Source organism: Pelagibacterium halotolerans B2 (genome assembly GCF_000230555.1).
In the GTDB taxonomy this organism is placed as follows: domain Bacteria; phylum Pseudomonadota; class Alphaproteobacteria; order Rhizobiales; family Devosiaceae; genus Pelagibacterium; species Pelagibacterium halotolerans.
On sequence record NC_016078.1, the window covers coordinates 2,972,667 to 2,994,017 of the forward strand.

Genomic DNA, 21,351 nt, shown 5'->3' on the forward strand with positions numbered 1-21,351 from the left:
CGATGCCGGGCGAACCGGCTCTGTGCCTCTATCCGTCCTTGGCCGTCCCAGTATTCCTGCCTGGCTCCCACAAGACGTCCTTGCTGCCATTGCCATTGGCCACCCGGCCCAGAACGAACAGCAGGTCCGAGAGCCGGTTGAGGTAGCGGATCGCTTCGGGGTTGAGGTCGGGCTCGGCTCTTTTCGTCGCGACGCACACCCGTTCGGCCCGCCGCGTTATGGTCCGCGCCAGATGCAGCGCCGCCGAAAGCGCCGTGCCTCCGGGCAGAACGAACGAGGTGAGCGGCTTGAGCGCTTCGTTGAACGCATCGATCTGGCCCTCGAGCCATTCGGTCTGCCGCGCCGTCACCCGCAGCGCCGTATAGGCCCGCCCTTCGTCGGGCCCGGGCGTTGCAAGGTCCGACCCCAGATCGAACAGATCGTTCTGGATGCGCCCCAGCGCATGATCGACCCGCGCCATGTCCTTTGTGTGCAGCCGCGCCAGCCCGATCGCCGCATTGGCCTCGTCCACCGTGCCATAGGCCTCGACCCGCAGATCGTCCTTTTGCCGCCGCGGCCCGTCCACCAGCCCGGTCGTGCCGTCATCGCCTGTCTTTGTGTAGATCTTGTTGAGCTTGACCATCAGAAAATACCTGGGATGTCCAAGCGGGGTCAGGATGAGGCGAAAGCGGTAAACCGTGAGAACCGGAGCGAAGCGTATTTGAGATACATGAGCACCGGAAGCGCAGCGGTTTGCCGTTTGCAGCCCATCCTCACCCTGCTCAGCGTTGAGGACCGAAGAAATACAATGCCGCCATCAACAGCGCCACCGCTATGGCCTGCATGATGACGCGGGCCCGCATCAGCTTCTGGCTGGTGTTGCCCGATCCGCCCTTGAACATGTTGTAGAGCCCCATGCCCAGAATGACCGCCACCGCAAGGACGGCAAGAACGATCACGATATTGAGGGAGGTCTGCATGGGATCGCTTTCCAAAAAGGTCTCGATACGGAACTATACGATAGGGCGTCACCATCGGGTCATGCCCCATTTTGTCACCCCGTTCCACCCATTGCGGCAATGTTTGCAAATGTCGGGGTCCCGAACGCACAAGTCCATAGCTCTTCGCGCCATTGTTTGCGCCAAAATTCAGAATCCCAACCGCGCCCTGATGTCTTCGGGCGTAATCCCCAGCGCCCGCAGTCCGGCCAGGCTTTCCGACCCCCTGGACTTGGAAAGCTTTTCCGCATCCTCGCCGACAATCAACCGATGATGGGTATAGACCGGGCTCGGCAAACCCATAAGTTCTTGTAAAACAACATGAATATCACTCGAGGCGTAAAGATCCATCCCCCGGGTCACATGCGTTATCCCCTGGATGGCATCGTCGACAACCACCGAGAGATGATAGCTGGTCGGCGTGTCCTTGCGCACGATCAGCACATCCCCCCACCGCCCGGGCTCGGCCAGCCGCTCGACCACCGCGCAAGAAGGGTCCGGCATCGCCTCGCGGATCAAAAATTCCTTTTTTCTATCAAGTGCTTGCCCCATATCGAGCCGCCACTGCACGGGCACTCCGGCCTCGAGTTTTTCCAGCCTTTCGCCCCCCGAAAGATGCCGGCAGGTCCCCGGATAGATCGGCGCCCCGTCCGGATCGGTCCGCCCATCGCCCGCCGCCCGGATTTCGGCCCGCGTACAAAAGCACGGATAGAGCAAACCCTTGCTTTTCAGGCGATCCGCGGCAGCCCGATAATCATCGAAATGGGCCGACTGCACCCGCACCGGCTCGGGCCATTCAAGCCCAAGCCATTGTAAATCAACAAAAACCGCGTCGACAAATTCGGGTCGACACCGCGCAATATCGATGTCTTCGATCCGCAGCAGGAACGTACCGCCCAGCGCTTTGGCCCAATGGTCGGTATAAAGCGCCGAATAGGCATGCCCCAGATGCAAAAGCCCGTTCGGGCTTGGCGCGAAGCGGAAAATAGTTTGAGATGGGAACGACATGACCAGGACCAGATCCTCTTTGAAAGCCCCTACCATGAGCGCCCTCGCCACTCCAGCCCGGCTTCACGACGCCGAAGCGCTGGCCGTCCATCTCGAGGGATTAAGCCAGCGCGATCAACGCCTTGCCGCTGCCATCGCCCGGGCCGGCGAAGTGACCCTGCGCACCTCGCCATCGGGTTTTGAGGGCATGGCGCGCATCGTCTGCGGTCAGCAGCTCTCGGTCGCCTCGGCCCGCGCCATCTGGGGCCGGGTCGAAGCTTTGGGCGCGATAACCCCTGACGCCTATCTCGGCTTTAACGAAGAAACCCTGAGGAAAACCGGGCTGTCGCGCGGAAAATTCGAAACGATTCGCGGCGTCGCCCTCGCCATCACCGAACAGGGCCTGGACTTTTCCCAGGTCGACATGATGGAGCCCGATGCGGCCATCGAAACCCTCACGCGCCTCAAGGGCATCGGCCCCTGGACCGCCGAAATCTATCTCCTGTTCTGCGCCGGCCACCCCGACATTTTCCCCGCCGGCGACCTCGCGCTGCAAAAAGCCGTCGAACACGCCTTCGACCTTCCCGCCCGTCCACTGCCAAAAGAGCTGATCCCGCTGGCCGCCCAATGGTCGCCGCATCGCGGCGCCGCGGCCCTGATGTTCTGGCGCTATTTCTCGGCTATGAAGAATTCCGATGCCTGGGACGCGCTCTGATTTTTCCAACTCCCAAGGACCATTAATGACCGAACCCGTAAAGCTCTCCGGCCCCATGCTGCCCGCTGTTTCGGGCGCCGCGAAAAGCCTCGTCGTGCTCCTGCACGGCTATGGTTCGGACGGCCGCGACCTGATCGCCCTCGGCCAGTTCTGGCGCGACAGTTTCCCCGACACCATGTTCGTCGCCCCCAATGCCCCACATGTCTGCGGCGGGAATCCGTTCGGCTATGAGTGGTTTCCCCTCGACCTCGAACGTGACCGCACCCTCGCACGCCTCGCCGGCGCCGAAACCGCCCATCCGGTTCTCGACGCTTTCCTTGCCGACCTCTGGGCTCAGACCGGTCTTGGCCCCGCCGACACGATCCTCGTGGGCTTTTCGCAGGGCGCCATGATGGCGCTTTATACCGGCCTGCGCCTTCCCGAACCCCTCAAGGCCATCATCGCCTTTTCCGGCCTCATCGTCGCGCCGGAAAAGCTCGAGGCCGAAATCGCCTCAAAACCGCCCGTGCTGCTGATCCATGGCGATCTGGACGATGTGGTCCCGGTCATCGGCAGCGAAACCGCGCTGCCCAAACTCATCGATCTCGGAATAGACGCGCGGCTCCATATTTCTCAAGGCTCCGGTCACACCATCGCCCAGGATGGCCTGGACACCGCCACGGCGTTCCTGCGCGAGATCCTCTAGCGGATTGGATTCCCCGCACCTTTTCAACAAAGTTCTTCACAGCCCTGTCACAAGAGGCGTACACTATCACCATGGAATCGCCGGAGCGCTTCCGGCACGCGGTGAGAGCGCATTCAGGTTTGGAAGCGTGACGGGGAGGTTTAGTCCATGCCCCGGAGGATTTTGTGACAATTCACGTGTCACCCCAGGCCTGCCCCGCTCTCGTTCTGAACGCTGATTTCAGGCCGCTCAGCTATTATCCCTTGTCCTTGTGGAACTGGCAGGACGCGATAAAGGCCGTGTGCCTCGACCGGGTCCATATCGTCTCCGAATACGACAAGGTGGTCCGAAGTCCGAGCTTCGAGATGCGCCTGCCGAGCGTCATTTCGCTCAAAGACTACGTCCAGCCCGCCAAATACCCCGCCTTTACCCGCTTCAACGTTTTCCTGCGCGATCGTTTCCAGTGCCAGTATTGCGGCTCGCGCCACGATCTGACTTTCGATCACGTCCTGCCCCGCTCCAAGGGTGGCCGCACGACCTGGGAAAATATCGTTGCCGCCTGCTCGCCCTGCAATCTGCGCAAGGCCAATCGCACGCCGCGTGAAATCGGCATGATCCCGCGCCAGAAGCCCTATCAGCCCACGGTGCACGACCTGCACAACAACGGCCGGGCCTTCCCGCCCAACTACCTTCACGATAGCTGGCTCGATTATCTCTATTGGGATATCGAACTCGAGCCGTAAGCCGCTTTACGCCTTGCGCAACTGCCCGATGATGGCCAGCACCAGCAGCACCACGATGGCTGCCGAAATCAGCGCGTTGAACCCGGCCAGCGAGATGCCCAGCATCTCCCACTGAATGGCGTCGCAGGGCACGATCCGCACGTCGCTCATGTCCGAAAGCATGTCGAGACTGACAGCCGCCTCGCCGACCCCGGTGCAACTTTGCGGCCCGGGCCAGAACCCCCATTCGACGCCTGCGTGATAGCCGCCGACCCAGGCTCCCCACGCAAACAGCGCGGCAACCACGCCCATCAGCCCCGCGCGGAACGGCGTTGGAAGCTTGCTCCACACGACAAGCGCCAATGCCAGCAGCGGCAGCCCGATATAATAGGGCCAGCGCTGGGTCAGGCACAATTCGCACGGATAGAGCCCCCCGAGGAACTGGAATGCCAGCGCCCCGAGAATGGCGGCAAGCCCAAGACCGAAGGCCACTCCGGCCTTGAGCCGGTCCGATTCCGATAAAAGCAATGTCATGAGTTTGGTCCTAAGCCAGATAGCGGATGGCGACAAAGCCGCCAACCAGAAGCACTGTAAAAACGATTGTGACCAGACCAAGCCGCTGCTCGATGAAATCGCGGATCGGGGGTCCGAAGAAATAGAGCAGCGTTGCCACCAGAAAAAACCGCGCGCCGCGTGAAATGATCGAACCGAGAATGAAAACCGGCAGCGATAGCCCGGCAAAGCCCGAGGCGATGGTGAACACCTTGTAGGGCACCGGCGTGAACCCGGCGACGAAAACGATCAGCAAGCCGTAATCGGCGAACCATTGCTGGAGTTGCTCGAAAGCCGCGTCGTAATGGTAGAATTCGATGATCGGCCGGGCCAGCGGCTCGAACAGGAATGCTCCGATCACATAGCCGAAAATGCCGCCCAGCACCGAGGCGATCGTGCAGATCGTCGCGTTCCACCACGCCGATTTTCGATCCGCCACCACCATGGGGATCAGCATCACATCGGGGGGAAGCGGAAAGAACGAGCTTTCGGCAAAGCTCACTCCGGCCAGGGCATAGGGAGCCTGTCGGCTCGCGGCCATTTTCATGGCCCAGTCATAAAGGCGGCGAAGCATGTATCTGGTCGTCCCCAACTGGCGGGTGAGCGGGCCGGCAAGCCATGCTCCATCCGCACGCACTTTTCAATCGCGATCACGCCGGATTTACGGCATGGATCGACAGCACTTCGCAAACCCTAGCGGCAAAAGGTTCAAAAAGGGCCAAAGCCCGCGCAAAATGCACACCTATTGCACCGCGCGCGACAGAGCCTTTCGGGTTGCCTCAAGCACGGCCACAAAACGCTTCGACCGTTCGATCGAGGCTTTGATCTCGGCGATTTTTCCCGCGAGAAAGCGATCGGCGTCGAAGGTCTCGAGATCGCCCGTTTCCATTACCCGGACCAGAACTTCAAGCTCCGCAATACTCATTCCGGCATCTCGGGCCTGCGCGATCATGTCCAGCCGGTCCACGGTGTCGTCGGGATAGTCGCGATAGCTGTTGGAAGGGTCTTGGGAGGGCCGGGACGAAATCAGCCCCCTGCGCTCGTAAAACCGGATCGTATCCCGCGTCATGCCCGTCTGCCTTGCCAGGGCGCCCACCCGCATCGCAACTCCAAAACCGTTGACTGCACTCCATGGTTCTATTAAGGTCCATGCCCAATGGTGTCAAGATGACCGACCGGCCGGGAATGGAGGCTGTTGTGGGACCGATATGCCAAAGCTGCTCCATGCCCATGAGCAAGGACCCCCAGGGCGGTGGCACCAATGCCGATGGTAGCCGATCGACCGTTTATTGCTCGCTGTGCTGGCGGGATGGCGCGTTCGCCCAGCCTGGCTTTACGGTCGGGCAGATGCAGCAATACTGCATCGAACAATTGCGCAAGCAGGGCATGCCACACGTAATGGCATGGGCGTTCACCCGCTCCCTGCCGCGCCTGCAGCGCTGGCGGAACTAGCCTTGGGCGTTCTCGACCAACTCGCCGGCGCCCTGGGCCGCAATGATGAACAACCCAATATCGCCCTTGCCGAACGGCTCGTTGCCCAAAGAGACCGCGCCGCCATTGCCATCCTGGTCGATGCGCTGCAGGGAACCGGAAAAGCCGTTGCCAACGACGCCATCAAGGTGCTTTACGAGATCGGCTATCGCGCACCCGAGCTTATCGCGCCTCATGCAAGCGCCTTTCTCTCCCGCCTTGGGATGAACGCCAATCGCCAGACCTGCGGCACTTTGAAAGCTCTTCAAACCCTTGCGCCGCTTGAACCGGATTTGCTGGCCGGGCATCTCGATACCATTCTGGCCGCCGCTGACGCCGGCTCGGTTATCGCCAAAGATGCAGCCATGGAAATTCTGGCGGCGCTGGCCCGTACGGGCCACTACGAAAAAGCGGCCCCGATCATGCTCGATCGAATCGAAACGGCCCCCGTCAATCAATTGCCCGCCTATGCCGAGCTCGCCGCCACGATCGCGACCGGCCAGGACCGACCACGGCTTCTTGCCATCCTCGAAAACCGGGTCGCCGCGATCTCCCAGCCTGCAAAGCAAAAGCGCATCGCCAAAATAATCCGCACCCTCTCGCGCTGATCGGTGGTGCCCGGCAACAAAATCGCGCAGGAACTCAAAAAGGCCGCCATGGGGCAATTGACGCGACGTCCTGTTTGCCTATAGTCCGCCGCGACAAATCTGCTGCGGGTGTGGTGGAATTGGTAGACGCGCTGGACTCAAAATCCAGTTCCGAAAGGAGTGCCGGTTCGATCCCGGCCACCCGCACCATAATTTGCTCCGGCGCTCATGCGTGTCACGCGGCGCAAAAAGCATACTCCGACTCCCGGTCCGACTGGACTGCTCAGGCCCGCGCTATCCGCCTCCTTGCGGACAACTGCCCCTCTCCCATGTGAGTCGGGGGCATCCTGGAAACCGTCGCGCTGTCACGGCCCAGAGCATTTCCGCTTTTCTTCGAATCGCGAAAATCCTCTAAGTTGTTGTTTCGTCGCGCGTCCGAACCGCAAAACCGTTTCCACTTTTGCTGGACGCGCTCTAGCGCCAGAAGGGTTTGAGGCCGACCAGCGCGTCGCGCGCCGCCTCCGCTTTCGCCAGCGTATCGGTTGCGTCGGCGCCCGACAGCACGCCCTCGGCGCCTGCCATGTCGTCCAGTCCGTTCCGGGCCAGAAGACCGGGCGCCGCCGCAAGATCGTTGAGCGTGCCCAGCTTGTCCTGCACGGCCTGCAGCCCGTCGATGAACCGGGCATGGCGCTTTGCGGCCTTCTTGCCGGTATAGAGCCCGGCAAAAAATTCGCTGCCATAGCGCAGCTTCTTGGCCAGCTTGCGCACCTCGTGCCGGTCCTCGTCCCCCAGTCGGGTCAGCCCATCGCTGCGCTTTTTGAATTTGCGGAACGATTTTTCCAGTGCCTCGGCAGCAAATTCGCCGATCCCGCCCCCGCGCGCCGCATCGGGAGCGTCCCGCCACGCCCCCACGGCGACCCACCCGGCAAGATCGACCATCAGCGCCCGGGCCCGCGCCGAACCCAGAACCGCTTCGAGCCCGCCATGCGCGTCTTCGCGCAACCGGGCAATGGCAATCCGCAACTCTCCGGACCGCGCCCGGTCATAGAGCACGTCGAGATCGCGAACATCACCCAATTGTTTCGCCAGCCATTTGAGCTCGTCGCGAAAATGGGAATACCGCTCGTCCTCGACCACCGGCTTGAACAGCGTGAGCGCCGAGCGCAGGCGCCGCAGCCCCACCCGCGCCTGATGCAGCGCCTCGGGTGGGTGCCGGCGCAATACGATATCTTCATTGAGCCTGTACTGCCGCAGGCAGGCCCCGGCAATCGCCGCAAAACCGTCCTCGACCCGCTGATCGGCCGAAAGCGGGATGAACTCGGCCTTTGCGCTTTCCGCCACCGCATCGAGCAGCCGGTAGCCGCGCTCCGATTTTGTTGTCACCCCGAGCCGCACCCCGGCCAGCGCGTCGAGCTCCCGGGCCAGTGCGAACAGCGCGTGGGGCGCGCCCGATTTCAGTTCCAGTTCGATCTCGCAGAACGCGCTCCGCCGGTCGTCGGCAAGGACAATCCCATTATCGACCGCCACCTCGATAACGCTGTCGCCGCGCACGATATCGAGACCGTGCCGCTCCACCTCGAGCGAAAACAGTGGCGCCAGAGCGTCCAGCGTTTGCGGCGGCAATCCGGCCAGCGGGGTATCCGCGCCGAGCTCGGGCCATTCCGATGACACGGGCTTTTCCCATTCCCGGCGCGCGAAAAGCCCGGCAGACTTGCCCTGCGCCGCCTTGACCGTCTGGACGTGACGCGTCCCGTCAAATCGCGTCCTGAGCGACAGGCCCGCCATGGCCAGTGAGCGGCCGGGCGTGTCGAAATAGACGGAGCGTAAATTCCGCCGTTCCATCTCCCCCTGCGCCTCGCCCCACTGAAGAACGGGCCCCGCAGCCTGCGGCGCGATCTGGAGCTTGAGTTCGATTTCGTTGGCCATGGAAAGAACCGCCGGGTCGCAAAAACACCCTACACAATACGAAATGCAATTTCAGGGCAATCGCGGAACGGCTGGAGGTCTTTTGCATTAACCTTTTGTCCATCAAGGTTAACGGGTCCCGGGGAATACGGCCATGCTGTCCATCGAACCGCTGAACCAGGCCGATATCCCGGCAACGGCCAATCTGCATCGCCAGAATCTGCGTCTGGGACTTTTTCCCAAACTCGGCCGGCATTTCCTCGGCCTCTATCAGGAAAGCTTCGCCCGCTCCCCCTACGGCATCGCGCTTGTGGCCCGCGACGAGGATGCGGTCGTCGGCGCTCTGTTCGGCACCACTTCGAACGCCGAACACTACCGCTGGGTCACCCGCAATTTCGGCTCGAAGCTCGCGCTGGCCGGCTGCGGCGCCATGATCACCCGCCCCCAGGTCGCTCTCGATTTCGCCCGCACCCGCGCCGGACGCTACGCAAGAGGCGTAGCCCGCCATATCGGGCTCTTGCCGTCAGTGTCGAGCGCCTCCAATGGCGCCCCGCGCCCGGTTTCGGTCCTCAGCCACATCGTCACCGACGTCAATGTCCGCCGTCGCGGCATCGGTCGCCGGCTGATCGAGGGCTTTGCCGACCGCGCGACGGTGCAGGGTGTCCATCGCGCCCTTCTGGTCACCGAGGAGGGTGGACTGGGCACGCCGTTCTTTGAAAGACTGGGCTGTCGTCTGGTCGGCCGGCACAAGAGCCAGGACGGAGCCACACTGAGGGAATACAGGCTGATACTCGATGAGGAAGGTGCTTATGAGGATCTGGATGGCGGTCGCGTCGCTTACACTGTTGTGCGCGCCTATCCAAAACGGCTGGGCGCAGCGCCCTCCCTCTCCCAGCGCCCCTGAAATCGTCAGTCCGGCCACCCATCAGAACGGGGCCGAACCGCTTTCTCCCAACGAGACTCATCCCAACGCCAAGCGCCTGGCCAGTGAAGTGGCATTGGCGCTGACCACCTATTCCCAGGCCGAAACCACCGGCCAGATCGCCGAACGGCTCGATTTTGCCGGCCCCGGGGCAGAGGCGTTGGCGGCCACCTTTCATGTGCCCGGCGCGTGGTCGCAGGGCCGCATCATCTATCCCCAATTGGGCGGTCTCGGCACCGGCGCCGCTTCGGTGATGGTCGTCGTCGAACAGATGGTCGGCACCCCCGAGGGAATACAGGTCTTCATCCGCACCCTCGATGTCAGGCTGGCGCTGTCGGGTGGGGTCTGGCGCTTTGCCGATCTCGCTTCGATCGGCGGCACGCTGATAACCGAGCCGGCCCCGCTCACGCAACAAGCCCTCGCCGTCCTCAACGATCCCCGCATCGAAATGCCCGATTCGGCCCGTTGGGATATTCTTTCGGGCGGCATCTCTCCCGATCTTCTCGCCATCATGGCGCGTCTCGCAGAGCGCACCCCCTATGGCGTCGTCACGCTATCCCAGGGCCATCCCTATGAAGTGTTCGGCACCGACCGCCAGTCCGATCACACACGGGGCCGGGCGGTCGATATCTACAGGCTGGGCGACACGCTGGTCATCGACGGCCGGGCGGAGGGTTCGGAGATTCACCGGGCCGTGCAATGGCTCTACGACCAGCCCGAAATCCGCCAGATCGGCTCCCCCTGGGCCCTCGATGGGGTCGGCGGCAAATCGTTCACCGATCGCCTGCATCAGGACCATCTGCACATCGCGGTAGCGCGATGAACAAAGATCAGGCGCGCCGGCGTTCGGGCTCCTCTTGTCCCGCCTGCGCGCGATCGTAAAGCATGCGCGCCCGCGCCACTTCATCCTGATGCGCCGCCGCCCAGTCCCACAGCGCTCCGATCGGGCCGGTCAGCGTAGAGCCCATTTCGGTCAGCGTATATTCCACCCGCGGCGGAATTTCCGCATAAACGGTGCGCGTCACCAGCCCGTCGCGCTCGAGATTGCGCAGGGTCAGCGTCAGCATGCGTTGGGACACCCCGTCGATGGCCCGGCGCAACTCGGAAAACCGCATGGTGCCACCCTTGAGCCGGCCCACCACCATGACGCTCCATTTGTCGCCGATCCGGTTGAGGATATCGCCCATCGCGGTGCAAACCGTCGCTTCGTCGGGCTCGATATTGGCCATGGCCAAACCACCTTTCAGATTGAATTAAGGTACATATAGGCCCCTTGGTTACCAAAGGGAACCCTTGGCCAAAAAGCCACACGCTCCAGCTTGCCGTGCACAGAGCCGGCGCGGGCATTGTTTAGCCAAAATTGCCCTGTTATGGATCGAACCAAGCTTTAACTGAACGATAACGGAGTGAGCGCGGTGCAGTCTGTCCGGCGGTTGCTGTCCATTTGTGTCCTGGTTCTCGGCACCCTTTCGGCCACCCTGTCCTCAGCCCTCGCGCTGCCCCAGTTGCTCATCGACATGCGCACCAATGAGGTGCTGTTCGAAAACGAGGCGGGCATCCCCTGGCATCCGGCTTCGCTGACCAAACTGATGACCGCGCTCATCGCCTTCGAGGCCATCGAGACCGGCCAGGCCTCGCTCTCCACACCGGTCATCACCTCGGCAAACGCCCTTTCGGTCGCGCCTTCGAAACTGGGCCTGCCCGAAGGGACCGCGATCACGCTCGAGGACGCGCTTTACATCCTTGTCGTCAAATCGGCCAACGACATCGCCGTCGCCATCGGCGAAACGATCGCCGGCAGCGAGCCGGCCTTTGTCGATATGATGAACGCCCGCGCCGCGATCATGGGATTGACCGGCACCCATTTCGTCAATCCCCACGGCCTGCACGATCCCGCCCAGGTGACCACCGCGCGCGACATCGCCATGATCGCCCTCACCATCAGGGCGCGTTTCCCCCAGTATGATGCGTTGTTCTCCACCCGCACCGTGGCGCTGGGCGAGTCGCGCTCCCATTCCAACAACGAGCTTCTGACCGGTTTTTCGGGCACCGACGGCATGAAGACCGGCTATGTCTGCGCCTCCGGACTCAATATCGTGGCCACCGTAACCCGCGGCGGACGGCAATTGATGGCAGTGACCTTGGGCGCCAACTCATCGCGCGAGCGCGGCGAAATGACCGCTCAGATGATGTTCTCGGGCTTTGCCGGCGGCTATCGCGGCACCGGCCGCACCGTGACCGCCATCGCCAATCAGGCCGGCCTTGCTCCCGTCGACATGCGGCCCAACATCTGCGGCGCCGGCGCGCCCGACTATTCCGAGCAGCGCGCCGAAATCTTTTCGGCCGGCCTTGATGGCCAGATATCCTACCTCACCGACACCATTGTGCCTCCCACCCACACGGTGGCGACATTGGGCAGGCTCGCCGATGTGCCCCTGCCCCGCCCACGGCCCGATTCGGCCATGGCACAAGCGGGCATTCCCGGCCAGTTGCCCGCCAGCGGCTTTGGCGATTCCTCGATAGTTTCGCTCACGCCAAGCCCCTGAAATCCCTATTCGCCCGCCCGGGCTTTCGTGACCTCATAGCGGGTTGCCGCGTCCTCCTCGCGCATGGCGAGCCCGTGGCCCTGCTGGCGGCAATAAAGCGCTATGTCGATCCGCGCCACCGGATCGGTCGCCAGAACGGCGATTGTGTTTCCCGCCCCGACACCTGCCAGGGCCTTTTCCAGCTTGAGCACCGGCAGCGGACACTTGAGCCCGCGCGCGTCGATAACAATATCGCTCATTGCTTTACTCACCTTTGCGCCCGAAGGGACAGTTTCCGGGGTGAGCGGGAAAACGTCGAATTGGAAACACAATATTCACTCCGCAATAATACTGTTGGGGACTTGCTGTAGGGGGACAGTACCATGGCCCAGGCCAGACAGGCAGTGCCGCGCAAGGCCGAACCGCCCCGGCTCGACGACCGTTTGAGGTTCCTGACCAATATGCCCGGACGCTATCGTCTGGAAAAGTGGGACGGTGCCGAGCGCAAGATTCCCTATTTCGCATGCCGCGTGCAGCGCATTTCGCCGGTGACCATGTTCCTGTCCGCGCCGATCGGCGGCAATGTCAACGATTGGGTGACCGCCCATTTCGAGGAGTTCGGCGTGTTGCGCGGCCAGATCACCCGTCCTTTGGGTTTCGGCTTTGCCATGTCGCTCGAAATGAGCCAGGAGGAGCGCGAACGGCTCGCCTCCCACGTTCTCTGGCTCGAAAAGCACAAGAATTTCGAAGTCTCCGAACATCGCCGCTACCGGCGCATCACGCCCAAGAACCCGCAATCGACGCTCATTGTCGCGGATGGTTCGATGATCGATTGCTTTGTGATCGACATGAGCATGACCGGCGCCGCGGTGTCCGCCGATCTCGATGTCGAGATCGGCATGCCGATGGCCCTGGGCACCGTCGTGGGTCGGGTGGTGCGCATGCTCGATCCCGGCTTTGCCATCGAATTTCTCGCCCGCGTCGATTTCGACGGTCTCGAGCACCAGCTCATCTGCCCCCGGCCGGACCTGCGCAAGCGGCTTGCGGCCGCGTCCAAAACGCTTCCGGAGAAGTGCTGAAATACCCCTGGCGTTTCGCCGGCCCTATTGTCCCAGCAGCATCACCCAATGGGTGCCATAGGCCGAGTTGGCATCGTAAACGGCGGCGAACCCGGCCCGGCTCGCATCGGCCTGCGCCAGGACATCCGCATCGGCCGGACTGTTGCGCCAGCCCGAAAAAGTTTCCGCGAAATTGGTGTATCCGGCCGAAAGCCGCATATTGGCGACCCCCGCCGGCCGGGCCGGAGGATTGCCGGTGCTTGCATACTGGGCAGCAACGGTCTGGGCCTGCGCGTCGAGCGCCGGATCGGCGCTCAACGGCGCCGCGCCGCGCGTCGCGCGATACTGGTTGACGATCCCGAGCGCCGCCTGCCGATCCATCTGCGCGCCCGGTGCGCTGATCTGGGCGACAAGGCCCGGCGCCAGCCCGCCCCCGCCTGAGGGCGCGCCCGAACAGGCGGCGAGCCCGCCAACGCAGAACAGGGCAAGCGCCACAGCGCTCAGGCGGGCGGGAGCTATCTGGGGGGTCATGGTCGGGCCTCTCTCATCCGGGGAAATCTCCTGCCCCTAAGAGCGCAACAAAGCCGCAAAATTGCGGCGCATCCGTTACCGCCTGGTTAACCCTGCCCGCCATGCGGGCCCAGAACCGAACCAGCCCCCCGACGTTAACCATGCGCCCGATTGCCTGTGGCAATCGTTAACAAAACATTGCCAACTGGCACACAGATTGCGACGTCTGGGGAGAATGGCGCCCAATGCGTGCCAGAACGGGACACATGTCCCAGATTGAAACGGAACCGCGCAAGTGGACACGAGCAACACCGAGAAAAGGACGATTTCGGGACACCACCTCCCGGTCAGCCTTTCCGTGCCCCGCGCCCGGCCGTCCCTCGCCCGCTCGGCGCCCCAGGCGGCTTTCCTCGCCCAATTGATTGAATCGGCCCGCGCCGGCACATCGGCCTCCGCTTCGCGCGAAACCCGCGCCAGCCAGTTCTATCGCTTTACCGAAACCAGCGACGAAAAGCGCGTCCCCATGGGCTACCGCAAATCGGTCTCGGCCTGATCCGGAGCATTTCGAGCGAAAACATGTCCGCGACCGGATCGGGGATGGGCGCCACTCTTGCGGTTCGGAAACACGGCCGGCCCGAAAAAGCCTCAGACGGCCACGACACCTTCGCTTTCGGCCACCGCCATCATGAGCGGCCCCACGCCCTTGGAATCGTCGGGCGCTACAGCTTCGGAAACGTAATAGGCCGCGGTGCCGTCACGATATCGGCCACCGAACCCGCCCAGCCCCGCCACGTGGCAGATGTCGTTGAGGACCAATCGGCCCGTGCCATCCTTGCGCAGCGAGTGTTTCTCGAGCCCTTCCAGGGCCTGCCTGCCCGGTTCCCCGTCCACTCCGGAAATCCCCATCCGGCTGCCCGCCAGATAGAAATAGGCAAACATCGCCGTCGCCGAAGCCTCCGCATAATTGCCCATAAGGCCGGGCTGGTCGGTCACCTGGTTCCAGCGCCCGTCGGATCGCTGGTGCCGGGCGAGCCCTTCGGCAAGCGCGCCGATGGCGGTATCGAGCCAGTCGATTGGCCCCACCAGCGCGCGAACATCGACAAGCGCCATCGCCAGCCACCCCATGGCGCGCGACCAGAGCGCGCGCGAGCGGCGCGTCTCGGGGTCTGCCCAATCCTGCGCCCCAGCCGCGTCATAGCCGTGGCTGTAAAGCCCCGTGCCCGGATCGGCCAGCAGCGACAGTGCCGATTTTAGCTGGGACAGCGCGTCTTCGATAAGATCGGGACGGCCGAAATGCTGCCCGTATTCGATCTGGAACGGCAGCCCCATATAGAGCCCGTCGAGCCAGACCTGATGGGGATAGCGCAGCTTGTGCCAGTAATTGCCTGCCGCGATCCGCGGATGGCGGGCGAGCTGGCCGGCAAGGCGGTCGGCGGCGAGCCGGTATTTGGCCTCACCCGTCCGGTCCAGCAGCGCGATCAGGGCGCGGCCCGAATGGATATTGTCGATATTGAATTCGTCCGGATCGTATCCGGCCAGCGCGCCATCGGCGCTCACCTGCGCGTCCACGAGCCGTTTGAGATGGGAAAACCATGGCCCCTGCGGATCGGCGGCATCGAGCAGGATGAGCCCGCGATAGATGCAGCCGTCTTCATAGCACCAGTCGCCCTGCTTGTAGGACGCATAGGAGGACGCATAGGCGTCGAAATAGGTTTCGAGCATCATGCGCGTTCCCTGATCGTATCGGTCTGTGTGGTCCCGGTGATCCCCGCGATCTGGGGGTAAAGGACGTTTTCGGTGATGATTCCGCCATGGCGGAGCGACGGAAGCCCGAGGGCCATGTCCGGCACGTCCGCCACCGCTTCGGGCGCATAGGTCACGCTCACATCGGCGATGGTCAAACCGCTGACCGGCGCCTCGGCCAGCCCCAGCACATAGGCCAGCGCATGATGGGCATTTTTCACCTCGGTGCGCTCGAACCTGATATCGCCGATCTTAGGCGTTGCCGCGCTGACCGGCGCCGGCGCCCGGTTCTGGACAGCGTCCGATCTTCCGTCCGGATCGCAGAAATAATGGGAATTGATCGACAGGGGCGTTTTCACCCCGTCCATCAGGCAATCGCTGAGCACGATCCGCGCCACCGCGCCGCCCCGTCCGCGCCGCGTCTTGATCCTGAGGCCCCGATCCGTATCGCGCATGGTGCAGAACGCCACCGTAACATCGGTCACCGACCCGCTCATTTCCGACCCGATCACCACGCCCCCATGCCCGCGCTCCATAAGGCAATGCCGCACCGAGACATTGCGCGTGGGAGCCGGTACCGTACCGTCGGGCCAGATCTTGCCCGCCTTTATGGCAATGCAGTCGTCGCCGACCGAAAAGCGCACCCCCACGATCTCGATATCGGTGGAACTTTCGGGATTGAGCCCGTCGGTATTGGGGCTGTCGGGTGGATTTTCGATAGCGAGATCGGCAAACACCGCCCCGGCACAATCGAGCGGATGGATCGTCCAGCTCGGTGAATTGCGCACGGTGAGCCCCGACATCTTCAATTGCGTGCAGCGATTGGCGAAAACCGTACGCGGTCGCCGCGCGCCCTCGCGCGTTTCCTTGGGCCATTCCCACCAGTCGCCCTCGGCGCCCGCCCCGTCGATCACCCCCTTGCCCGCGATGGTCACACCGTCGGCATCGATGGCGGTCAGCAGCGAGCCATAGCATCGGGCCGGAACACCCTCCCAGCTTGCCTGCTGCCGCCCATCGGCGCCAAACGCCTCGAGCATCCTATAGGCGCCACGGTCGGCCACGCCCTTGATCGTTGCCCCCTCGGGCACATGCACGAACAGGCCCGATTTGAGAAAGACGGGCCCGGTGCGCCAGATGCCCGGCGGCACATAAAGCGTTGCCCCTTCGGGCGCGGCGCTGATCGCCGCCGCAAAGGCGCTCCCATTGTCCGCCGCGCTCTCGATGGCGCCATGGTCACGAATATCGACAAGACCGGTTTCAGGCGGCGTGACAAAGTCGATATTTCCCATCCGCTCGACGGCCAGTTGGTACCCGATCCCCGGCACCAGCCCTTCAAGGGTCACGACCGGGCGCTCGGTCAGCCCGTCCTGGGCAATCATGCCCTCCGAAAAGAGCTGCCAGCGCAATGGCTTGTCCAAACGGTCCCTGCCCCCGCAGCCGGCGAGTTCCACCGTCAGGAGGCGGGGCGCGAGGACCAGCACATTGATGTTGACGTCAAAAGACATGGAACCACAAACCGGAAGGAAAGGACCGGCGCGGGGAAATGTCCCCCGCGCCGCTTGCTCTGAAATCAGCGCGTGGCGCGGGCCAGCGCGTCATTGGTACCATCGATGATGGCTTGCGCGGCCTCTTCGGCCGAGAGCAGCCCATAGGCGAACTCTTCGAGCACGCCCTCATAGGCAGACCGCACGCCCGGATCCTCGAAATAGGGCGAGGGCTCGGGCGCATCGGCCGCCAGGACCAGGCGATTGGCTTCCAGATCGGCACTGGCGAGCAGGCCCTCGGCCTCGAGGATGTCCACAGCCGCCTGCGACGCGGGGATCGCCCGCTGGGTGCCCATCGGAATGACCCCGTCTTCCTCGACCATCAGGCAGTTGAGGATTTGCGCCGCCGCTTCGGGATTGTCCGAATTGGCCGAAATGGCGAAGGTCATCGAAGGCTTGCGGAAGATACCGTCATTGACCGCGCCTTCGATGCGCGGAGCCGGGAACGGAGCGAGGGGCGATTCACCCTCGAACGGACCCGAGATCTGCGAATAGGTCGAGTTCCATTCATAAGAGGAAGCAACTTCCCCCGCCGCCCAGTCGCCGCGTTCCTGAAGATTGGGATTGCCCATGCCCGCAATGGTTTCCCAGGATTTGACGACGCCATTGTCCACAAGGCCCTGGTAGAATTCGATCGCCTCGGCGAGCGTGGCCACATCCCAGGCGATCTCGTTGCTGACGGGATCGATAAAGCCCACGCCGGTCTTCTGGCTGGCATAGAGCGCGGTGATCAGCATGGCGTTATAGGTCGCCGCATCGAACGGGTAATAATTGTCGCCCAGTTCCGATTTGAACGTTGCTGCGGCCTCGGTCATCCCGTCCCAGCTATCGGGCACATCGATGCCGGCTTCGGCGAACGTTTCGGTGTTGGCAAACAGCACCCGGCCGGTGATCGAAACCGGCAGGCCATTGAGATGCCCATTGCGCGTGCCGGTCGCCAGAAGGCTGTCGCTCCACTGGCTCAGATCGATGATGTCGGCATAATCGTTGAGATCGGCCAGGCCCGTTCCATCGGGCGAAAACAGCGGCAGCCACGGCCAGTTGACCTGCATCAGGTCGGGCTCGGTGCCGCCGGCCAGTTGCGTGGTCAGGCGTTCGAGATGGCCGTCGAAGCCCGTAAATTCGGGGCTGATATTGTGGCCGTGTTTCTCGCCGCAGATCTGCAGCGCTTCCTGGGTTGCAGCGTGGCGGGCATCGCCGCCCCACCAGGAGACACGCAGGTCGGCGGATTGTGCGGCGCTCAGCGCCGTTGTGGCCATGAGGCCGCTGGCGAGAACCAGAGTGACTGTACGTTTCATCGGAAAATTCCTCCCTTCGATGTGTTGCAGTCAGAGATCGGCGCCCTCCTCCGGGCGCCGGCCGGATTGACGATCCTCAGTTGGCGGCCAGGGAGACGTTCTGGCCGGTGTTCGGATCGAACAAATGGAGCTGGGATTCCGAAGGGCTGAGCGAAATCGCGCCATCGGAAACCATTGAAGGATTGTATTGGTCGCCGGGCACCACGACGGTGAATTTGTGGCCCTCTATATCGACATAGAGGTTGACCTCATGGCCCATGAATTCGACATGGCTGACAGTGCCGGAAAACGCGTTCGGCGTACCCATCGGCACCACCGCCAGATGCTGGGGACGCACCCCGAGCGTGAAATTACCGCCCGCATCGGCGGCCAGCCGGCTGGCAAGCTGATTGCCGAAAGTGACCGTCTGGCTGCCCAGCGAAAGGGCCGGCGCCCCGTTGCGCATCAGTTCGACCGGCACCAGATTCATTTCCGGCGACCCGATGAACCCGGCGACAAATTCGTTTTCCGGGCGGTTGTAAAGCGTCACCGGATCGGCAACCTGCATGATCCGCCCCTCCTTCATGACGCAGATCCGATCACCCATCGTCATGGCTTCGGTCTGGTCGTGGGTGACATAGACGACGGTCGAGGAGGTCGAGGCCTGCTTGAGCTGCTTGTGCAGATCGGTGATCCGCACCCGCATCGAGGCGCGCAGCTTGGCGTCGAGATTGGAAAGCGGCTCGTCGAACAGGAACACTTCGGGCTGCTTGATCAGCGCCCGGCCCACCGCCACGCGCTGGGCCTGCCCGCCCGAAAGCTGCTTGGGGAGCCGTTCCAGCAATTCCCCGATTTCGAGCATCGTCGAGACCCGCTCGACCCCTCCGGCGATTTCGCCCTTGGGCCGGCGCTTGATCTTCAATCCGAACGAGAGGTTGTTCCTCACCTTCATATGCGGATAGAGCGCGTAGTTCTGAAACACCATGGCGATGCCGCGATCGCCCGGAACGAGGTTGTTGATCACCTTGTCCCCGATGCGGATTTCACCGCCCGTGATGGTTTCGAGCCCCGCGATCATGCGCAGCGTTGTGGATTTGGCGCAGCCCGAGGGCCCCACCAGCACCATGAACTCCCCGTCCTTGACCTCCAGATCGATCCCGTGGACGGCCTTGAACGCGTTGCCATAAACCTTTTCGACGCTCGAAAGCTTTAGATTTGCCATTTTCTTATCCTTTCACGCCGCCGGTCGAGATGCCCTCGATGAAGAATTTCTGCGCGACGAAGAACACGAGCAGCGAAGGCAGCAGGGTCATCACACTCATGGCGAGGATCTGGTTCCACTGAAACGCCTCCGTGATGTCGAGCGAGAGCCGCAGGGCGAGGGAAACCGGGTATTTTTCCACCGATGACACATAGATCAACGGCCCGAGAAAATCGTTCATCGACCACATGAACTGGAACAGGCACACCGAAACGATGGCCGGCGCCAACATGGGGATGACGATGAACACCAGCGTCTGGATGGTGTTGGCGCCATCGACCCGCGCCGCTTCCTCCATGTCGCGCGGAATGGCGCGCAGGAACTGGATCAGCATGAAGACGAAGAACGCATCCCCCGCCAGCGCCGAAGGCACCCAGAGCGGCAGATAGCTGTCGAGCCACCCCAGATCGCGAAACAGCAGATATTGCGGAATGCGCGTTACCACATTGGGCAGCAGCAGCGTGGCGATCACCGTTGCGAACAGGATCTTTTTGAACGGAAATTCGAACCGCGCGAACCCGTAGGCCACAAGCGTCGCCGAAATCGCCGTACCGATCACCTTGGGAATGATGATCCACATGGTGTTGAGAAAGAAGTGCCCGAAATTGTACTGGGTCGAGGTGTTCCAGGCATTGACGAACCCGTCGGTTGTCGGATTTTGCGGAATGAAGCCCGGCGAGGAAAAGATTTCCGAATTGGTCTTGAACGCCGCCCCGATCAGCCAGAGCAGCGGATAGATCATGATGAAACCCACCCCGGCCAGAATCGCGTAGCGGATGATCGCCGAGATCTTCTGGTTGCGCCGCGTCCTGGCGTTGTGGGCCTCGGCCTGGGCCAGGGCGCGCGTCGCTTCGGACGGCGTATTAAGGCTGGAGGCTGAAATATGCGTGCTCATCTCAATTCCTCCTGTCGCCGGCGTAATAGACCCAGTGGCGCGACGACCAGAAGGCGATGACGGTCAGAACCATGATGATCGCGAACAGGACCCAGGCAATGGCCGAGGCGTAGCCCATGTCGAACTGGCGGAACGCCTTGTCGTAGATGTAGAGCGGCAAAAGATAGGTCGAGCGCAGCGGCGCCCCCGTGCCGTCGGTGATGATGAAGGGCCCGTTGAACTCCTGGAACGCCTCGACCATCTGCAGGATCAGGTTGAAAAAGATCACCGGGGTCAAAAGCGGCAGGGTTATGTAGAAAAAGATCTGCCGCTTGTTGGCCCCGTCGATGGCCGCCGCCTCATAGACATGGGTGGGGATCGACTGCAGCGCGGCAAGGAAGATCACCATGGCCGAGCCGAACTGCCAGACCCGCAACAGGGTGATCGTATAAAGCGCGTAATCGGGATCGCCGAAAAAGCTGATCGGCTCGAACCCCAGCGAGGTGATCACCATGTTGACCAACCCCACATCGGCGAACATGTAGCGCCAGAGCACAGCGATCGCCACCGACCCGCCAAGGATCGAGGGCACGTAATAGGCGGTGCGGAAAAAGCCGATGAACTTGAGCTTGTAGTTCAGCACATAGGCGATAAACAGCGCGAAGGTCAGCTTGATCGGCACGGTGACGAACACATAGGTCAGCGTCACCTGCAGCGCCTTGTGGAAGGTGCGGTCGGTAAAGAGCAGCCGCGTATAATTCTCCAGCCCCACCCAGATCGGATCGGACAGCAGCGGATAGTCGGTAAAGGACAGATAAAAGGAAGCGGCGAACGGGATCGCCGTGAACACAAGAAGCCCGATGACATAAGGGGCCACATAGACAAGCCCCATCCATTTGTTTTCGCCGCCCATCACATTTCTCCCCGGTTGGCCGTCGAGCCCCAGAAAAGACAAGTGCCGGTCCGGTGACAAGCATGGCCGATGGCGGAACGGCCGGGCGATGGTCGTGTTACGAAAATGTGCATCATGACGCTGGGTTGAAGCGCTGCCCGCGGCC

Annotated in this window: 26 protein-coding genes and 1 tRNA gene; 11 read left to right on the top strand and 16 right to left on the bottom strand. The window is 62.5% G+C overall.

The annotated features are described in order from the left end of the window. Positions 1 to 28: 28 nt before the first annotated feature. The 3 genes from KKY_RS14535 to gluQRS all read right to left on the bottom strand — a co-directional run bounded on the left by KKY_RS14535 (position 29) and on the right by gluQRS (position 1,985). Positions 29 to 622 (bottom strand): cob(I)yrinic acid a,c-diamide adenosyltransferase, encoded by a 594-nt coding sequence (locus KKY_RS14535; RefSeq protein WP_014132132.1) that lies wholly within the window; start codon positions 620 to 622, stop codon positions 29 to 31. A 139-nt stretch (positions 623 to 761) separates the two neighbouring features. Further along, positions 762 to 959 (bottom strand): twin transmembrane helix small protein, encoded by a 198-nt coding sequence (locus tag KKY_RS14540; RefSeq protein WP_014132133.1) that lies wholly within the window; start codon positions 957 to 959, stop codon positions 762 to 764. 168 nt (positions 960 to 1,127) lie between these two features. Beyond that, positions 1,128 to 1,985, bottom strand: coding sequence for a tRNA glutamyl-Q(34) synthetase GluQRS (gluQRS, locus tag KKY_RS14545; RefSeq protein ID WP_014132134.1), 858 nt, complete (start codon positions 1,983 to 1,985; stop codon positions 1,128 to 1,130). Positions 1,986 to 2,019: 34 nt separating this feature from the next. Here gluQRS and KKY_RS14550 point away from each other — a divergent pair, with 34 nt between their 5' ends. From KKY_RS14550 to KKY_RS14560, 3 genes are all read left to right on the top strand, one after another. After that, a complete protein-coding gene (locus tag KKY_RS14550; protein WP_014132135.1) occupies positions 2,020 to 2,679 on the top strand; it encodes a DNA-3-methyladenine glycosylase family protein in 660 nt (219 codons plus the stop codon). Between the two features lie 25 nt (positions 2,680 to 2,704). After that, complete coding sequence (locus tag KKY_RS14555) at positions 2,705 to 3,364, top strand: alpha/beta hydrolase (protein ID WP_014132136.1); 660 nt, start codon at positions 2,705 to 2,707, stop codon at positions 3,362 to 3,364. A 164-nt stretch (positions 3,365 to 3,528) separates the two neighbouring features. Next, positions 3,529 to 4,086: an HNH endonuclease gene (locus KKY_RS14560; RefSeq protein WP_014132137.1), complete on the top strand. Its 558-nt coding sequence runs from the start codon at positions 3,529 to 3,531 to the stop codon at positions 4,084 to 4,086. Positions 4,087 to 4,092: 6 nt separating this feature from the next. Here KKY_RS14560 and KKY_RS14565 read toward each other — a convergent pair whose 3' ends face one another. The 3 genes from KKY_RS14565 to KKY_RS14575 all read right to left on the bottom strand — a co-directional run bounded on the left by KKY_RS14565 (position 4,093) and on the right by KKY_RS14575 (position 5,719). After that, positions 4,093 to 4,599 (bottom strand): disulfide bond formation protein B, encoded by a 507-nt coding sequence (locus KKY_RS14565; protein ID WP_014132138.1) that lies wholly within the window; start codon positions 4,597 to 4,599, stop codon positions 4,093 to 4,095. 10 nt (positions 4,600 to 4,609) lie between these two features. Then, positions 4,610 to 5,191 (bottom strand): YqaA family protein, encoded by a 582-nt coding sequence (locus KKY_RS14570; protein WP_014132139.1) that lies wholly within the window; start codon positions 5,189 to 5,191, stop codon positions 4,610 to 4,612. Between the two features lie 168 nt (positions 5,192 to 5,359). Beyond that, complete coding sequence (locus KKY_RS14575) at positions 5,360 to 5,719, bottom strand: MerR family transcriptional regulator (RefSeq protein ID WP_014132140.1); 360 nt, start codon at positions 5,717 to 5,719, stop codon at positions 5,360 to 5,362. Positions 5,720 to 5,802: 83 nt separating this feature from the next. On the opposite strand from KKY_RS14575, the gene KKY_RS14580 reads away from it, so the two are divergent. From KKY_RS14580 to KKY_RS14590, 3 genes are all read left to right on the top strand, one after another. Next, positions 5,803 to 6,069, top strand: a complete 267-nt coding sequence (locus KKY_RS14580; RefSeq protein ID WP_041529504.1) for a zinc ribbon domain-containing protein — start codon at positions 5,803 to 5,805, stop codon at positions 6,067 to 6,069. 2 nt (positions 6,070 to 6,071) lie between these two features. After that, positions 6,072 to 6,695: a hypothetical protein gene (locus KKY_RS14585; RefSeq protein WP_014132142.1), complete on the top strand. Its 624-nt coding sequence runs from the start codon at positions 6,072 to 6,074 to the stop codon at positions 6,693 to 6,695. A 104-nt stretch (positions 6,696 to 6,799) separates the two neighbouring features. Beyond that, positions 6,800 to 6,884, top strand: a tRNA-Leu gene (locus tag KKY_RS14590). Between the two features lie 264 nt (positions 6,885 to 7,148). On the opposite strand, the gene KKY_RS14595 is transcribed toward KKY_RS14590, so the two are convergent. After that, positions 7,149 to 8,600, bottom strand: coding sequence for a CYTH and CHAD domain-containing protein (locus KKY_RS14595; RefSeq protein WP_014132143.1), 1,452 nt, complete (start codon positions 8,598 to 8,600; stop codon positions 7,149 to 7,151). Positions 8,601 to 8,733: 133 nt separating this feature from the next. On the opposite strand from KKY_RS14595, the gene KKY_RS14600 reads away from it, so the two are divergent. Together KKY_RS14600 and KKY_RS14605 are read left to right on the top strand one after the other, a co-directional pair. Continuing rightward, positions 8,734 to 9,483, top strand: a complete 750-nt coding sequence (locus KKY_RS14600) for a GNAT family N-acetyltransferase (protein WP_014132144.1) — start codon at positions 8,734 to 8,736, stop codon at positions 9,481 to 9,483. Then, complete coding sequence (locus KKY_RS14605; protein ID WP_139305184.1) at positions 9,401 to 10,324, top strand: hypothetical protein; 924 nt, start codon at positions 9,401 to 9,403, stop codon at positions 10,322 to 10,324. The genes KKY_RS14600 and KKY_RS14605 overlap by 83 nt, the downstream gene beginning before the upstream one ends. Positions 10,325 to 10,331: 7 nt before the next feature. Here KKY_RS14605 and KKY_RS14610 read toward each other — a convergent pair whose 3' ends face one another. Further along, positions 10,332 to 10,730 carry a winged helix-turn-helix transcriptional regulator gene (locus KKY_RS14610; protein WP_014132146.1) on the bottom strand — a complete coding sequence of 133 codons (399 nt, stop codon included), beginning with the start codon at positions 10,728 to 10,730 and terminating at the stop codon, positions 10,332 to 10,334. A gap of 186 nt (positions 10,731 to 10,916) precedes the next feature. Here KKY_RS14610 and KKY_RS14615 point away from each other — a divergent pair, with 186 nt between their 5' ends. After that, complete coding sequence (locus tag KKY_RS14615) at positions 10,917 to 12,047, top strand: D-alanyl-D-alanine carboxypeptidase family protein (RefSeq protein WP_014132147.1); 1,131 nt, start codon at positions 10,917 to 10,919, stop codon at positions 12,045 to 12,047. A gap of 5 nt (positions 12,048 to 12,052) precedes the next feature. Here KKY_RS14615 and KKY_RS14620 read toward each other — a convergent pair whose 3' ends face one another. Then, a complete protein-coding gene (locus tag KKY_RS14620) occupies positions 12,053 to 12,286 on the bottom strand; it encodes a sulfurtransferase TusA family protein (protein ID WP_014132148.1) in 234 nt (77 codons plus the stop codon). Between the two features lie 123 nt (positions 12,287 to 12,409). On the opposite strand from KKY_RS14620, the gene KKY_RS14625 reads away from it, so the two are divergent. After that, complete coding sequence (locus KKY_RS14625) at positions 12,410 to 13,105, top strand: PilZ domain-containing protein (protein WP_014132149.1); 696 nt, start codon at positions 12,410 to 12,412, stop codon at positions 13,103 to 13,105. Positions 13,106 to 13,129: 24 nt separating this feature from the next. On the opposite strand, the gene KKY_RS14630 is transcribed toward KKY_RS14625, so the two are convergent. Beyond that, the gene (locus KKY_RS14630) at positions 13,130 to 13,615 is read right to left on the bottom strand and encodes a CAP domain-containing protein (protein ID WP_041528801.1); all 486 of its coding nucleotides are present in this window, start codon (positions 13,613 to 13,615) and stop codon (positions 13,130 to 13,132) included. 274 nt (positions 13,616 to 13,889) lie between these two features. On the opposite strand from KKY_RS14630, the gene KKY_RS14635 reads away from it, so the two are divergent. Further along, entirely contained in the window at positions 13,890 to 14,147 is a 258-nt protein-coding gene (locus tag KKY_RS14635; RefSeq protein WP_014132151.1) for a hypothetical protein, read from the top strand. 92 nt (positions 14,148 to 14,239) lie between these two features. Here the strand turns inward: KKY_RS14635 and KKY_RS14640 are convergent, their stop codons facing one another. The 6 genes from KKY_RS14640 to KKY_RS14665 all read right to left on the bottom strand — a co-directional run bounded on the left by KKY_RS14640 (position 14,240) and on the right by KKY_RS14665 (position 21,206). Continuing rightward, on the bottom strand, positions 14,240 to 15,319 hold the full coding sequence (locus tag KKY_RS14640; protein ID WP_014132152.1) for a glycoside hydrolase family 88/105 protein: 1,080 nt from the start codon (positions 15,317 to 15,319) through the stop codon (positions 14,240 to 14,242). Further along, entirely contained in the window at positions 15,316 to 16,842 is a 1,527-nt protein-coding gene (pglA, locus tag KKY_RS14645) for a polygalacturonase PglA (RefSeq protein ID WP_014132153.1), read from the bottom strand. Before pglA ends, KKY_RS14640 begins: the two co-directional genes overlap by 4 nt. A gap of 65 nt (positions 16,843 to 16,907) precedes the next feature. Continuing rightward, positions 16,908 to 18,179 carry an ABC transporter substrate-binding protein gene (locus KKY_RS14650; RefSeq protein ID WP_014132154.1) on the bottom strand — a complete coding sequence of 424 codons (1,272 nt, stop codon included), beginning with the start codon at positions 18,177 to 18,179 and terminating at the stop codon, positions 16,908 to 16,910. A gap of 76 nt (positions 18,180 to 18,255) precedes the next feature. Next, positions 18,256 to 19,380, bottom strand: a complete 1,125-nt coding sequence (locus KKY_RS14655; protein ID WP_014132155.1) for an ABC transporter ATP-binding protein — start codon at positions 19,378 to 19,380, stop codon at positions 18,256 to 18,258. A 4-nt stretch (positions 19,381 to 19,384) separates the two neighbouring features. After that, positions 19,385 to 20,314, bottom strand: coding sequence for a carbohydrate ABC transporter permease (locus KKY_RS14660; protein WP_014132156.1), 930 nt, complete (start codon positions 20,312 to 20,314; stop codon positions 19,385 to 19,387). Between the two features lies 1 nt (position 20,315). Beyond that, positions 20,316 to 21,206: a carbohydrate ABC transporter permease gene (locus tag KKY_RS14665; RefSeq protein WP_014132157.1), complete on the bottom strand. Its 891-nt coding sequence runs from the start codon at positions 21,204 to 21,206 to the stop codon at positions 20,316 to 20,318. Between the last annotated feature and the right edge of the window lie 145 nt (positions 21,207 to 21,351).